Origin of the sequence: Streptomyces sp. NPDC048291, assembly GCF_043201715.1 — a bacterium.
Classification (GTDB): Bacteria; Actinomycetota; Actinomycetes; order Streptomycetales; family Streptomycetaceae; genus Streptomyces.
Map to the genome: position 1 here is coordinate 25,760 of NZ_JBICZC010000030.1, position 13,029 is coordinate 38,788.

Here is a 13,029-nt window from a genome sequence, read left to right on the forward strand (position 1 = left end):
CGTCGGTTGCACACCACACACAGATGGAGCGGCTGCACCCCTGGGCCAAGGAAACCCTCAACGGATACCTCTTCACCATGATCGACAATGCCGTGGCGGTGGACGGAGCGGAGGTAACCGAAGCCGACCTCGCATTTGTTGTCGGCCGGTCCCGCCAGGCGGACGGGAGCGTAGCCAGAGTCGACCGCCGGTCGCTGTCGGAGGGAACACTCCGGCTCACTGCAGTGCTCGCCGCGCTGTTTCAGCGCGCGGCGCTGGACGGCGCCATGCCCCTCATCGCGATCGAAGAGCCAGAGATCTCCCTGCACCCTCCGATGCTCGGAGCCCTGTACGACGCTCTTGTCGCCGCCTCCCACAACACCCAGGTGATCGTGACAACGCAGAGCGCGGATCTCCTGGACAATGTGGCCGCCGACCCGATGCATCTGCTGGTTGCCCGTGACGACGGGACAGGCACCGCCATCGGACCGATCGACGACTCCGGCCGTCACCTGCTGGCCGACGGAGTGCTCACCCTGCCCGACTCCTGCGCAGCGGCGAAATGCGACCGCGCGAGAGGACGACAGCTTAGCGTCTGCCCAGTACACCGTCCCAAGGCGTCCCCGGCCGCGGTTGCATCGTGCTGTACCACCAGGGGACGGGTGGCTCATAGTGGACTGGCATCAAATCCAACCTGAATGGAAACCGTGTGACGAGCGCGCACAGTGAAACCTCGACCGAACGAGTTCCCGGGCGGGCCTGGACTGTCCGGCTCACCGGGCACCGCGACCAATGGGCAGCGGTCACCTGCAGTACCCCGGGATGCCGGATGCCGGCCCGCTCCAGGAACCACGCGGACCTGCGTGCCTTCGCTGCCCAGCACGCCGCTGCCCACGCGAAAGCGGCCACCATCCGCCCCAACGCCTGGTGTTACTGCGGATCTCAGCAGTGCGCCGCCCACGAGGACACCAAGACCGACTGCGCGGGTTCTGTCGTGCTGATCCTGCAGCACGATCCTGCCGTCGGCCGGGTCTGGAGCGTCGCCGAGGTCTGCCAGATGTGCGCGCCGTTGATCCTCCATGCCACTATCACGGCCCGCGCACAACGTTCTGTGACGGCCGTCGGGCAGCCTTCCGCGTCCGTGCAGGTGCCAGCGCCTGCCCGCCCGGCCGTGCCAGGAGGGTTCTCCTCACCCGGCCCCGCTACAGATCAGGGTGCGCCCGTACGGCGTTCGCGGCGCAGCGTGCAACACCCGCGACGCCAGCGCCCAGGAAACTGACCTGCAGATGACCGCGGCACCTGTGACAGCGACCGTGCCAGCTTGACCGACGCCCACCAGGGCGGCAGAACCTTCTGGAGGGCCGATGGGCAATCGTACAGAGCGAGGTGCACAGGCTCGTTGGGGAGAGCTGCCGGAGGGCAGCTCTCATCAGAGGCCAGCCTCGATGAGACTCCCGCGCTCCACCAGCTCCTTGACCGTGCAACCGCGCCGCTGCGCGACCGCTTGAAGGGCTTCCCGTTCGCGCTGCCAGATCAGGGCTCGCTCGGCTGCAGCCTGGCGGATGTACTGATCGGGGGAGAGGCCCAGAGCGGACGCGTGGGCGTCAATCGCGTCGCGTTCGGCAGGCGTGAAGTCCACAACAACCCTCTCAAGCTGGGCAGTTTTGTCGGTGCGGCCAGGCAGTGGCACGGTTCGCATCGCTCGTGACGCTATCGCGGTATCCCTCTTGCGGAAGCCAGGAAGGCCGTTGCTGCCTCGGTAGGATTACCCCGACTACCGGCCGAACAAGCGCCCCAGGGCCGTCGGCGGCACAGTGACGCTGAAGTCGCCTATGGCCTTGATTCAGTCCGCCCTGAATATTGACCGGTCTGGATTCAGGCTGTGCTCCGGTCCGGCGGGGTCTGCAGACTGTCGGGCACTGACGAAACCGGCCGGCATGTGGTGACTCACGCCTGTGGCGTTGCCCTGCCGTGTTGCTAGAGATCGTTTTCCGGGGCTTTGCCCGCGGTCGTCCTTTCCTCGGTCAGCGGGCGGCCGATTTCAGCGAGTGCGGTTCGGGGGAGGCCGCTGCGTAGCAGTGGCTTGAGCCGGTCGAAGTCCTGGAGGAGTCCTCCGCCGTCGACGGGCCACATCTGGGGGTCGGCGATGGCGATGCCGACGTAGGCGCGCCCCGGCAGGTCGTCCCAGGTTGGGTCGAGGACTGTTCCGTCCGGGCGTACGGTCCAGGCGTGGGGCAGGGCGATGTCGAATTGGTGGTGGGTGAGGGCGAATCCCTCGGCGTATACCAGGTCTTCGTTGCGGTGGGTGAGGGCGTAGCGGGCGGCGTTGCTGTAGCAGAGCCGGTCCGGCATGCCGATGAGGTCATCGGGGCTGGGCGTGGGGGTGAAGCGGCGGCCCAGGGCGAGCAGGAGGTGGAAGGAGCTCGGGTAGTTCCAGTCCTCGGGGGTGCGGTGGGCGGCTTCGGAGAGTTCGGCGTGCTGTTGGATGTGGTGGATGAGGCCGTCCTCGGCAGCGGTCCGGGAGGCGCTGTTGGTCATGTCGCGGTGACTCTCCGATGGTTTCGCACGGTGCGGGTATCCATCATCCTCTACTCGGCGTTTCGCCGGTGCCCAGCCCGGGCTGCCGTCGGTGCTCCGCTGCCGGGGAGACGTCCCGTGTATCGCTCGCGCAGCATGGTGGCGGTGGCTGGTTCAGGTCTGGTGTTCGGCGAGGAGTATGGAGGTGCCGCGTTCCAGGCGGCGGTGCAGGACGACGCCCGGCTGGAGGGGTTTGACGGCGAGCTGGTGGCCGTCCGATCCGTCGTCGCAGGATTCGAACCCCGCGCGGGTGCGGAAGGCGAGGGGTTCTTGCTGGGCGGCGATGGTGTAGCCGCGTTTGCGGTACCAGCGCATGGTGGCGAAGGCGCCGATCCGGATCTTGGCGAGGGCCAGGTGGCTGCCGGCGCTGCGGGCCGTCTCCTCGGCCTCGGCGAGCAGCGCGCTGCCGACGCCCCGGCCACGATAAGGCTCGGCGACGGCCAGCAGCTCGATCTCGACGAGGGAGTGGACGAGAGAGGCCCGCTGCGCGGGCGGATGGTCCTGGATCCACCGGATGGGCGGTGTCGTGTACACCATCCCGGCCACGGCATCCCCGGCACGCGCGACCAGACAGCGGCCGTGTCCGTAGGGCAGCGGGACCTGCCCGCCGTGCGCGTCGATCGCCTGCGCCAGAGCCGGAGGAGGGGCTGCGCCGGGCGCGGGCATGAGGCCGTCCACCGCGAGGGCACCCAGCGCCACCGCCGCGGGCCCGTCGCCCGGGGCGGCGAGCGCGATCGTGGTGGTGCTGCTGGGCCTGTCGGTCATGAGCGCCACTCTACGAGCCCTCCCGGATTCCGCCCCTCTCCGTCCGGGGCCTGCGGTCCGGCGCTGCCCGGCGGCGCGCGGTAGCGGTCACGCCGGCGCGCTCTGCCCGTACGGCACCCATTCGGGCCGCGCGGCCTGTTACGCACTTTCGGGTGACGGCCCGCCGGCCGGAAGCAACGCGAGGCACCGGTCCCCTTCGGTGAGCCCGCCGCCTGCACGGCATCGCACAGTGACAGCCCGTCAACCTTGTGCATTCGCCGTATACATGGGTGTTGCAGGTGAGAGTCATAGGAATATGACCAAACTGTCATGACCTTCGCGTACCCATCACAACCCCTGCGCAGGGTGGGCAGGGTGTGGGCGTGCGGTCAATCCGGCCGCCGAACCCGCACGACGCACCGCGAGCGACCTGCGGCGTCACGCCGCCCGCTCGAGGTGTCCGGCCCCGAGAAGGGGGACTCCATGTCCGTATCTGTTTCCGCCCGTCGTCTGACCGCTGCTGCTGCCGTGGCCTGCGCCGTGGTGGGTGCGTTCGCGCTGCCCGCCGCTGCCGCGGGCCAGCACCCGGCCCGCCCGCACCACGACGTGGTCATCAGCGCCGTGCAGTACGACTCCCCGGGGCGTGACGACCGCTCCAACCGATCCCTCAACAAGGAGTGGGTGGACGTCACCAACACGACCCGCCGGGCGGTGAACCTGGACCACTGGACCCTCACCGACGAGGCCGGTCACACCTACACCTTCCGCCACTTCCGTCTGGACGGGCGGGCCACGGTCCGCGTCCACACCGGCGAAGGCCGCGACAGCGCCGCCGACGTGTACCAGGACCGCCGCGCCTACGTGTGGAACAACGACGCCGACACCGCGACCCTGCGCAACGACCGCGACCGCCTGGTCGACGAGGTCACCTGGGGCCACCACCGCGGCGACGACCGCGACCACCGCGGGGAGCACCGCAACGGCGCCAGCATGCGCCGCTGAACCTCTCCGGCGGCGCCGGTGACCGGCGACCCCGGGCGGCCGGCACCGCCGAAGAGGCGGCCCGCCCTGCCCCGGGGGCGTGCTGCCGGATGCGGAGCGATCCGCATCCGGCGGCACGCCGGTAGCCGGCCGCGGCATGCGAACCCCGTGCGCTGGGGGCTGTGGTGTGGGAGCGTGGCAGAGGCCGGGTCCACCGCTTACCCCCGTAGCGGATGGGCCCGGCCTCTGTATGTTCAGTGGGCGTAGGTGACGGTGATGGGCTGGTCGGGGCAGGCGGCGAGGCGCTGGGCGAGCGCGGCCTGCTCGGCGGGGTCGACGCTCAGCTGGTAGCGCAGCTTGTCGGCGACCCAGTTGGTGACGTAGGTGCACCAGTAGCCGGCGTAGGGCGGCAGCCATTCGGCCGGGTCCTTGTCGGCCTTGGACCGGTTGGAGGCCGCCGAGACCGCGATCAGGGCGCGGGGGTCGTCGAGGTCGTTCGCGTAGGCTTCGCGTTCCTTCGGGGTCCAGGCGGAGGCGCCGGAGTCCCAGGCCTCGGCGAGCGGGCCGAGGTGGTCGACATCGAGTTTGCGGGCGTCGTCGATGTATTGGTCGTCGTAGGGCGAGTACCAGACGCCGCCGGTCAGGGCGCACTTCGGGCCGACCTCGGGGGCGTTGACGGCTTCCTCCAGGAGGACTTCGGCGCGGGTGTTGCAGCCGTCCTTGTCCGCGTCGGTCCAGTGCTTGAACTTGTCGCGGGAGTAGCCGGCGCGGCTCTCGTCCGCGACGGTGAGCTCGGCGAGTGCGTCGCGGACCGGCAGCGTGATCGTCTCGCCGGGCGCGTGCCGTGCGGGCAGACGCTCGGCGGCCGTGGGGGCGGCGTGGGCGGTGGTGGGGGCGAGCAGGGCGAGTGGCGCGAACAGCGCGGCGATCAGGGTGTGTCGGGTACGGGCGAGGCGCACGGCCGGGTCTCCGTTTCGAAGATCACGAACAGGTTGTGATCTTCGTAGTCGCCGGGGCGGCGCTGCGCGGGGCGACCGGTCGGGGGTTCACCCGGTCGGCGAACTAGTCACACCGTCGAACGGGACCGGCGCGGTCTTGTCACAGCTCCCTGAGTGCCGGGCTGTCGGATGGGGAGCAGGCACTCGCGGGGTGAGCGGGTGGCCGGCCACGGTGTCGTTCTTGCCCGGCTGTTGCCCGAACCGGCGGCGGACACCGGCCGGCGAAGCTGCTGCCCCTGCAGAGGCCTTGTGCAGCACAGTCCGCGATGCGGTCCACGACCGTGTGGCGAGGAGGCGGTCCTGCCTACCCGTTGCCCGGTGACGTCGTGCTGCCTCGGGTCGCCGGGTCGGCCGGTGGAGCCCGGCAGGTCGCCCACGGCTACGGCATCGTGCAGGCCCGCGCACCGGGCGAGGTGAGGGGCTGCGGCGGCTACCGACGGCGAGGCGGCGCACCGGGAGCGGTTGGTGGCGCTCCGGAGCGCGCTGACGGTGCCGCGCACGAGGTGAGGCACGGGGCGCTCGGGGAGCGTATAGGCGCACGCCCGGCGGCGCAGGCGGCTCGGAGTGTGACGCAAGTTACTCCTTGTGTCTGATCGGTCATTTTCCGTGCATGAGGTGCCATGAACGTGCAGCTCCGGACGTCGACTCGCCTCCTCTGTAACAAAACTGACGGGTCAAAAGATGGGTGGCGCCTTCTGAGGTTGCGGACAGGAGCGCCGCGACTGCCGGCGCGGGGCGACTGAAGGCGGCATTGTGGATCAGTCGACATTCGGAAATCCGGGCGCTCACTCCCTCTGATTGATGGCCGATATCCCGCAGGGGGTGGAGGTCGCAGAATTATCTATCCGTCGTGCATTCCGGTTGATGTTGACTCGTGGAATGCCGGGAATCCGATTGCAGTGAAATGGGACACCTGTCCGATGACCGCACTGGCGGCCGACCGACCGGTATCTGCACGGGCGTCCGCTGATCGGGTTTGTTGACTCTTGAACGGAGATAATCATTTGATAGCGCTCTCACGGCCTCCGTGAGGCGGGGGCGTCTCGCTCCAGGGTGCACAAAAGGGGCGATCCCCGTAAGGTCACGGAGAGCCGCCTTGACAAGTCCTGTGGCATGTGCTGCGCATGCCAAAACCCCGCAGCTGGGGGGTTTCCAGCGCTAGTTGCGGCGGTAGAGACCCTCTGGCGGTGGATCGGGAGTGACCTTAGCGCGGTCGGTGGTGTTTACTGGACACCGGTCTGATCCTGGTGGGTCCGGACCCTTTCCGGGAGGTCCTGGGGGTGGTGCCCTGGGGCCTCCCGTTTTTGCTGCGCGTTTACATGTGGGCTGCCTGTTGGCCGCCTGGGGGATTTTTGTGATGCCGCCGCATGAATATCTGCATGCGATAGCCGGTGATTCATGAAAATGAAGAGAAAGGGCTTTTCCGTCCCGGTCGACGGCAGGCCGTAACAATCCCCTGCTCGTGGGGGTTTGCCGTGGCGGCAATCGCCCTCGCTGCTCCTCGGGAAACGCGACTAGCTCTTGCCTCGCGGCGGGGGGTAGCGTTATCCCGTCTCACGTCACTCCACCCCGCCCGGACCACACCACCGGGCACGCACCACCTCCCGGAGAGGCGAAGGACCCACCACCGGGGACCCCGCTCAACAGCGGGGTCCCCAAACGATCAAACCGAATAAGGAAGAACACCATGGCCACCGCCAACTCCCGCGGCGCCGTACCCCCGTGCCCTGCACGGCACCACGGCAGCCCGCCCATGACGCGCCGTCAACACGCCGCTCCCGACGGCCCATGTGCCGAGACGGACGCCCACGCCCCGGCCAGGACGGGGGTGTGAGCATGCCTCCCGCGATCGACACCTCCCGGCCCACCGACCTCCTGAACGCCCACGAGGGCAAGCCCGAGGGAAGCTTCCTGCACCACCTGCACGAGCGTTCCGCGGAGACCTGGCACCAGCTGCTCCAGGCCGGCCTGCACAGCCGCGCCTTCGCCCGCGACGAGCTGCTGCCCATGGGGCCGGGCAACCCCTACGTGTACATCGTCCTCGACGGCGTCGTCCGCCAGGACCGCTACCCGCTGGGCACCGGCGCCGGCATCCCCGCCGTCACCCGGTTCCGGGGCGCCGGCCAGCTGGTCGGCGAAGCCGCGCTCATCGAGCCCGACTCGTTCGTCGCCACCTGCTGCCTCACCAACACCGTCGTCATCCCCTGCCCCGCCCGGTACTTCAGCGCCCTCATCGAGCGCCGCCTGTACGAGGCACGGCTCGCCCTGCTGCACAGCCTCGAAGACCGCAACCGCACCGACGAGGTCGTCTACGGGATGGCCATCTGCCCACCCTTGGAACGGGTCAGCAGACTCCTGGCGCACCTCGCCGACACCGTCGGCGTCCCCGACCCCCGGACCTCCCGCCACACCGTCATCACCGGCCCGGGCCAGAAGGACATCGCCGCGGCCCTCCAGCTCGCCGTCTCCACCACGGAGAACGCCCTGCGCACGCTGCGCCACCACGGTGTCATCGAGGCCCGTTACCGGCAGTTCGTCGTCCGCGACGTCGACAGCCTGCGCCACTTCGTCGGGGCCTGACACCACCCCCGGCGTCCTTCGGACCCACCAACCCCCTTTGCCCGCCGCACACCCGCCCCGGGGGCGGCGCGCCCGTGAACGGACCGACATGACGACGATGAACAGCACCACGCTGGCGATCGGCACCAGCGCGGGCTCCCTCGCGGCGAGTATCGCGTTCTCCTTCCTGATGGGAGCGCTCGCCCTGTACACCCTCCTGCACCACCAGGAGGTCTTCGCCTGGATGAAGCAGATCCGCACCACCGACGCCGAGAACACCGCCTGCGACGAGCCCGACCAGTGGCTCGCCGACCTCTACAAGGCACAGTGCCGCAGGGCCAAGAAGCCCAGCCGCGCCGAGGACATGGAGGACATCTCCCAGACCGGCGACATGATCCGGGGCGTCACCGACCACGTCGAGGCGATCCGCACCGAGCTGGCCAAGGTCGTCGAACGCGTCGACGACTACCTGAACACGGCCCTGCCCGCTCCCACCGCCGCCCTCAAGGTGTCCTCCCAGGACCACCAGGCCCAGCTCGCCCAGGCCATGAAACAGGAAGCCGCCCGCGCCGACCTCGCCCAGGCCATCTCCACCGCCCGCCAGAAGATCACCCTGCTGCGCCGCGGCTGACCGAAGGTCACCTCGGGCGGTACACCGCCGCCCGCCCCAGACCATCTCCCCAACGGCACCGGATCCATCGCCACGGCCAGCACCCGCCGGCCGGATCCGGTGCCTTGCCGCTGCCCCGAACCCCACGATCCGCCCGTGGCGCCGGAGCCTGCCGGCGACCCGGTGAACGCGACCGGTCAGGCGGTCGGCCCGGACGGTTCACCGCACAACAGGTCGGGCGGGTATCGGCCAGGGCGAAGGCCCGCTGGAGCCCCGCCACGAGGACGTCGTCGATGCGGTAGCGCCGTGCGCGTTCGTCCCGCTGGAGGAGCGGGCCGGCGCCCTCCGGGCCGACGCGGCGCTGCACCGCCTTGACGCTGGTCAGGGTGCCGCCGATCCCCGACAGCGGGATCGGGCTGGCCGGATGGCTGGCGAAGTGGTGCTGCACGTCCTCGTAGGAGGCGGCGCCGCCCAGCTCGGTGATCCGGCGCAGGACCGCCCGCGCTCCGGGAGCCAGAGAGGCGATCATGTGGAACAGCAGCTGGTCCGTCCAGCCGTCGGCGAGGTCGCCGTCGGCGAGGTCCTGCGGGCCGGGGCGCGGCTCTACGGCCGGTGCGTCCAGCCAGACGGCAGGGATGCCGGGGCGCAGCCCGAACGCGGCCTGGACGGCGGCTATCGCCTGCTCGTAGGTGTCCGTCTCGGTGTCGATCGTCAGCCGCACCCGCGCTCCTCCTGTGACCGGTGTCCCATGATTCCTGTCGCCCGCCGTCCTCTGTCCACAGGGGGCCGGCGGACACCTCTGCTCGCGCGGAGCCGACCAGGAGGTCCAGTTCCAGGTGTAGACGCCGAACGGGACACCTCCGCTCGTGCGGAGCCGACGTCGGCGCGGCCGACGCGGCGAACTCCGACGCCGGCACACCTCCGCTCCCGCGGAGGTGTTCCGGTGAAGCCGGCTTCTTCGATGCTGGCCTTGAGGTCCGTTCCGCGTCCGCGGAGGTGTCCCGGACGCGTTCGGCAACCCGCTGATCGTGGGGCCGTTCGCTCTGCACCCCGCGGAGGTGTCCCGTTCACGGCGGGTCAGAACGGCACGACGGTCGCGTCCGCTCTGCGCCTGCGGAGGTGTTCCGGTCCAGGACCCCGAGACGGGTCGCTGGGGCACGTCCTTCCGTGTCCGCGGAGGCTGCTCTGTTCACGCGAGGTGGCGGCCTCGTCGACGCGTTCGCGGAGATGAGCCGACCCCTGCCCGTCCGGCTCTAGCAGCCGGACGGGCAGGAATTCCCAGCCACCCAACCGCGTTACAGATAGCAGTGGTTGTGGAGGGGACAGTGTCCCCGGGCCTCACCTATTGCCCATGAGGACGATCGTTCGGCTGAAGCCTCATGGAGCCTTTCGCCGCGTAGGCGACCGCCCTTCACGATCACGTACACGTCGGTGGTCCGGCCCGGGAACTCACGGGGTGGGCCACCGTCAAGTCCGGTGGGGGCCGTCTGTTCTCGGCAGACTCGCCGACCGGAACACCAGAACCTGCCAGGCTGGGCCGCATGGGGAGGAGCATGCCGGTGCGCCGGCTCGATCTGGGGTATTTCATCCGGCCGCGTTGGAGGTTGGCGGCCCGCAGTCACGGGTCGAACCTGTGCTCTGGCCGGGCGTCCCCGTGAACGGCCCGGTCCGAGGGCAGTACAAGGGGAGTTGGTGATCCGGCGCGAAGATGAGCTCCCGCTACGGAGGCCGATCGGGGCGGGCCCCGTGCCGGGGGTGGGCGTGACGGGTCAGACAGGGGTGTTCCGGTGTTCGTCCCAGGCGTGTGCCGCGCGTTGCATCGGCTTTGCCCAGTCGTCGTTGCTCTCGGCGGCGATGGAGTTCCAGAGCCGGTGCTGGACGCGGGCGAGCGCGTCGAGGCCGGTGGGTGGGGCGAGATCCCATGCGGGGTGTGCGGCGGCCTCGGTCTCGGCCTGGTTGGGGGTGTGGCCGTGGGCGATGAGCCACAGCAGCCACAGCGCCGGGTCGATCCAGGCGGCGCCGAGTGAGGCCCACCCCCAGTCAACGAGCAGGGCACTGCCGCCGCTCATGATCACGTTGTGGGGGTTCCACTCCGTGTGGAGCAGGCTGTTGCCCGCGAACCACGACAGGTCAGCGGGATCGTCCACGTACGTCCTCAGCCGGTGCGGCATGGTCTTCAGCTCGATGTCGGGCGCCGGGATCGCGGCGAGCCGCGTCATGGTGGCCATGACCGCGGGCAGGTCCGGCGACCCGGGCGTGAAGTCGGCGTGTCCCCCCTCGGCGTAGTCGAAGCCGAGGAGACTCCACCCGTCCGCTTCTACGTGCCAGCGCAGCTCAGGTGCGATGGCCTGCACGTACGGGCTGATGTCTGCCTCGCGTTTCTGGGTCCATACCCAGGGATGATCGAGCGGCAGGCCTTTGACGAACAGCGTGTGTCCGGTCGTGCGCACGCGGGCAGCGATGGCGCTGTTGCGGCCGGCGTTCACGGTCCCGACATCGGCAACAGGTCCGCTGGCCTTTTCGATCAGGTGCAGCACTGCGTTGGGGAGCTCGGCCAGGCGCTGGGTGGACATGGATCCTCCAAAGGGGGGAACGGCGCCGGGGCCGCGCGGCAGTGGGCGGCCCCGGCAGGGTGGTTCAGTTGTAGGGGTTGTCGTCTCCGCAGCCGGGAACGGTGCCCGTGGTCAGCTCGTCGATGTCAGTGACCAGGACGATGTCCTCCGGGTCCTGGACGACGGGCGGCGGCTTGCGCGTGAGCTCGACCATGACAGCAGTCATGCCGGTTACCTCTTTCCGTGTTGGCAGTAGTTGACCAGTGGTGCCTTCGCCTCCTGGAAGACCTTGGCCATCGGCCTGCACACCCGGCACGTGCCGGAGAGCTGGCAGCCGGTGCATCCTCCGGTGCGAAGCATGAGGGACTCGGCGATCTCGCCGAGCCGGGTCAGACCGTCCACGCCTTCGGCGATCAGATCGATGTTCGGTTCGCGGCCGACCTTGCAGATCGAGGCCCGGCCGAACGGGTCGGCGTGGAAGAACGTCACGCCGGCGGGGCATCCGGTGAACGGCGCCCGGTGGGTGAGGTACTGGGGGGACTGCGAGGGCAGCGGTTCGGCGGTGCCGTGGATCGTCGGCGAGATGTTCGCGTACTCGCGGTACGGCACACCGAGCTGCCTCGCCCAGCCCCGCATGGCTTCGACCTCGTGAACGTTGTCCTGGACAATGATCAAGCTCAGGTCGACGTTCAGCCCGGCGTCGACGGCCTTCTGCACGCCTTCCTCGAAGCGGGCGAATCCGCCGCGGCGGCGGGTCACCGTGTCGTACGTGTCGGCCGTCGCTCCGTACACGCTCAGCGTCAGCTTGGTCGGCGGGAACGTGCGCAGCAGGTTGAGGACGTGAGGCTTCCGCAGCCGGGATCCGTTGGACAGGAGTTCCAGCATCATGCCCATCTCGTGCGCGACCCGGTACGCCTCGGGGAAGTCCGGGTCGATGAGCGGTTCCCCGCCGGTGATCTGGAGCCAGATCACCCCGGCGTCACGCAGAACGGCCAGCAGTTTCCGCTTGCCGTCCAGGTTCAACCCCTCGAACCGCTTCTCGCCGAGGTAGCACATCATGCAGTCGAGGTCACAGCCGAGATTGATCTCCCACGTGGCGCGGTTGAAGTCGTACGGCCCAGCCTCGCGCACGAGAATCGCCTCGCCGGCGCTTTGACCGGCCAGGTCAACGTTCCATTGCGCGCGCACGGGGCTGATGAGCCACTGGGGCACGGCGCTGGGGGCCGATACCAGGGCGCGCAGCTCCTCGAACCTGGCGTGGGGGAGTTGCAACGCCTTGGTACTGCCGGGCCGGAGAACGAGGCGTCGCTCTTCGAACGGTGCCGCAACGAGCTGGTGCACGTGGACTTCCCTTCGGCTGGAAAAGCTCGTGGGGTCGGGGACCCCGGCGCGGGGTGAGGAAGATCGCCGTGGGGGAACGGAGGTCTCGCCCCCCGCGCCGGGGGCTGGTCTCGTCCGGCGGCCAGCACGGGACTGCGGCCGCCGGACGAGGTCTAGGCAGCCTCGGCGAGATCGGCCATCAGACGGTCGACGGTGGTGATCTCGTACGACGACAGTCGGCGTACGAGCTGGGAGGCGAGGAAGGTGCGCAGGTCCGGGTGCCCGTACGGCAGTGGGGCATCGGGCTCCGCGACGGCTTCGATGCCGTCTTCGCGGTAGCCGTAGAGGGTGCCGACCACGCCGTACAGAGGCGCGCTGCGGACGAGGAACACCGTCGGGTTGTCATCCAAGTGCGGGCACAGGCGGGCCGACGAGCGGACGTGCCGGGCGCACACCGGCGGTTGATTGGTCAGCAACGGCCCCTGATCGGGGACGGCGAAGTTAGGCCCGGCCAGGAACACGTACCCGAGCGGAGTTTGTGCGGGGGCAGCGCAGTCCTGGCAGTGCAGGGCCCCCATGGTGATCCGCTGCCGGAACGGGTGCATCATCTTCCATGGGTGTGGCTCGTTCTCGGGGAAGGGCTGAGCTGGGAAAACGCTGGTGGCCGTTAGGTAATGGTCAGCGGATTTGGTGGCTCCGCGAGCGACAG

General features: G+C 69.5%; 13 protein-coding genes. 4 read left to right on the top strand and 9 right to left on the bottom strand.

Annotation, left to right across the window (positions count from 1 at the left end; genetic code table 11):
* Positions 1-23 precede the first annotated feature (23 nt).
* Positions 24-677: an AAA family ATPase gene (locus tag ACGF5O_RS48245; protein ID WP_393816322.1), complete on the top strand. Its 654-nt coding sequence runs from the start codon at positions 24-26 to the stop codon at positions 675-677.
* 731 nt (positions 678-1,408) lie between these two features.
* Here ACGF5O_RS48245 and ACGF5O_RS48250 read toward each other — a convergent pair.
* The 3 genes from ACGF5O_RS48250 to ACGF5O_RS48260 form a co-directional block, all read right to left on the bottom strand.
* Positions 1,409-1,678: a plasmid mobilization protein gene (locus ACGF5O_RS48250; RefSeq protein ID WP_393816323.1), complete on the bottom strand. Its 270-nt coding sequence runs from the start codon at positions 1,676-1,678 to the stop codon at positions 1,409-1,411.
* A 278-nt stretch (positions 1,679-1,956) separates the two neighbouring features.
* Positions 1,957-2,517, bottom strand: coding sequence for a hypothetical protein (locus ACGF5O_RS48255; protein ID WP_393816324.1), 561 nt, complete (start codon positions 2,515-2,517; stop codon positions 1,957-1,959).
* Positions 2,518-2,670: 153 nt separating this feature from the next.
* On the bottom strand, positions 2,671-3,321 hold the full coding sequence (locus ACGF5O_RS48260; RefSeq protein WP_393816325.1) for a GNAT family N-acetyltransferase: 651 nt from the start codon (positions 3,319-3,321) through the stop codon (positions 2,671-2,673).
* A gap of 462 nt (positions 3,322-3,783) precedes the next feature.
* On the opposite strand from ACGF5O_RS48260, the gene ACGF5O_RS48265 reads away from it, so the two are divergent.
* Positions 3,784-4,302, top strand: a complete 519-nt coding sequence (locus ACGF5O_RS48265) for a lamin tail domain-containing protein (RefSeq protein ID WP_393816326.1) — start codon at positions 3,784-3,786, stop codon at positions 4,300-4,302.
* Between the two features lie 233 nt (positions 4,303-4,535).
* On the opposite strand, the gene ACGF5O_RS48270 is transcribed toward ACGF5O_RS48265, so the two are convergent.
* Positions 4,536-5,240: a DUF1524 domain-containing protein gene (locus tag ACGF5O_RS48270; RefSeq protein WP_393816327.1), complete on the bottom strand. Its 705-nt coding sequence runs from the start codon at positions 5,238-5,240 to the stop codon at positions 4,536-4,538.
* A gap of 1,875 nt (positions 5,241-7,115) precedes the next feature.
* On the opposite strand from ACGF5O_RS48270, the gene ACGF5O_RS48275 reads away from it, so the two are divergent.
* Positions 7,116-7,859, top strand: coding sequence for a Crp/Fnr family transcriptional regulator (locus ACGF5O_RS48275; RefSeq protein WP_393816335.1), 744 nt, complete (start codon positions 7,116-7,118; stop codon positions 7,857-7,859).
* A gap of 88 nt (positions 7,860-7,947) precedes the next feature.
* A complete protein-coding gene (locus tag ACGF5O_RS48280; RefSeq protein WP_393816328.1) occupies positions 7,948-8,469 on the top strand; it encodes a hypothetical protein in 522 nt (173 codons plus the stop codon).
* 7 nt (positions 8,470-8,476) lie between these two features.
* Here ACGF5O_RS48280 and ACGF5O_RS48285 read toward each other — a convergent pair whose 3' ends face one another.
* The 5 genes from ACGF5O_RS48285 to ACGF5O_RS48305 form a co-directional block, all read right to left on the bottom strand.
* Positions 8,477-9,169 (bottom strand): hypothetical protein, encoded by a 693-nt coding sequence (locus ACGF5O_RS48285; RefSeq protein ID WP_393816329.1) that lies wholly within the window; start codon positions 9,167-9,169, stop codon positions 8,477-8,479.
* Between the two features lie 1,048 nt (positions 9,170-10,217).
* A complete protein-coding gene (locus ACGF5O_RS48290; protein WP_393816330.1) occupies positions 10,218-11,021 on the bottom strand; it encodes an aminoglycoside phosphotransferase in 804 nt (267 codons plus the stop codon).
* A gap of 64 nt (positions 11,022-11,085) precedes the next feature.
* Positions 11,086-11,226: a hypothetical protein gene (locus tag ACGF5O_RS48295; RefSeq protein WP_393816331.1), complete on the bottom strand. Its 141-nt coding sequence runs from the start codon at positions 11,224-11,226 to the stop codon at positions 11,086-11,088.
* 5 nt (positions 11,227-11,231) lie between these two features.
* Positions 11,232-12,341, bottom strand: a complete 1,110-nt coding sequence (locus ACGF5O_RS48300) for a radical SAM protein (RefSeq protein ID WP_393816332.1) — start codon at positions 12,339-12,341, stop codon at positions 11,232-11,234.
* A gap of 152 nt (positions 12,342-12,493) precedes the next feature.
* On the bottom strand, positions 12,494-12,928 hold the full coding sequence (locus ACGF5O_RS48305; protein ID WP_393816333.1) for a hypothetical protein: 435 nt from the start codon (positions 12,926-12,928) through the stop codon (positions 12,494-12,496).
* Positions 12,929-13,029 lie beyond the last annotated feature (101 nt).

What these genes read in the sequence shown, in the direction of transcription:
- ACGF5O_RS48245 (WP_393816322.1), top strand. Translation starts at nt 24, where the DNA reads ATGGAGCGGCTGCACCCCTGGGCCAAGGAAACCCTCAACGGATACCTC.
- ACGF5O_RS48250 (WP_393816323.1), bottom strand. Translation starts at nt 1,678, where the DNA reads ATGCGAACCGTGCCACTGCCTGGCCGCACCGACAAAACTGCCCAGCTT.
- ACGF5O_RS48255 (WP_393816324.1), bottom strand. Translation starts at nt 2,517, where the DNA reads ATGACCAACAGCGCCTCCCGGACCGCTGCCGAGGACGGCCTCATCCAC.
- ACGF5O_RS48260 (WP_393816325.1), bottom strand. Translation starts at nt 3,321, where the DNA reads ATGACCGACAGGCCCAGCAGCACCACCACGATCGCGCTCGCCGCCCCG.
- ACGF5O_RS48265 (WP_393816326.1), top strand. Translation starts at nt 3,784, where the DNA reads ATGTCCGTATCTGTTTCCGCCCGTCGTCTGACCGCTGCTGCTGCCGTG.
- ACGF5O_RS48275 (WP_393816335.1), top strand. Translation starts at nt 7,116, where the DNA reads ATGCCTCCCGCGATCGACACCTCCCGGCCCACCGACCTCCTGAACGCC.
- ACGF5O_RS48280 (WP_393816328.1), top strand. Translation starts at nt 7,948, where the DNA reads ATGACGACGATGAACAGCACCACGCTGGCGATCGGCACCAGCGCGGGC.
- ACGF5O_RS48290 (WP_393816330.1), bottom strand. Translation starts at nt 11,021, where the DNA reads ATGTCCACCCAGCGCCTGGCCGAGCTCCCCAACGCAGTGCTGCACCTG.
- ACGF5O_RS48295 (WP_393816331.1), bottom strand. Translation starts at nt 11,226, where the DNA reads ATGACTGCTGTCATGGTCGAGCTCACGCGCAAGCCGCCGCCCGTCGTC.
- ACGF5O_RS48305 (WP_393816333.1), bottom strand. Translation starts at nt 12,928, where the DNA reads ATGATGCACCCGTTCCGGCAGCGGATCACCATGGGGGCCCTGCACTGC.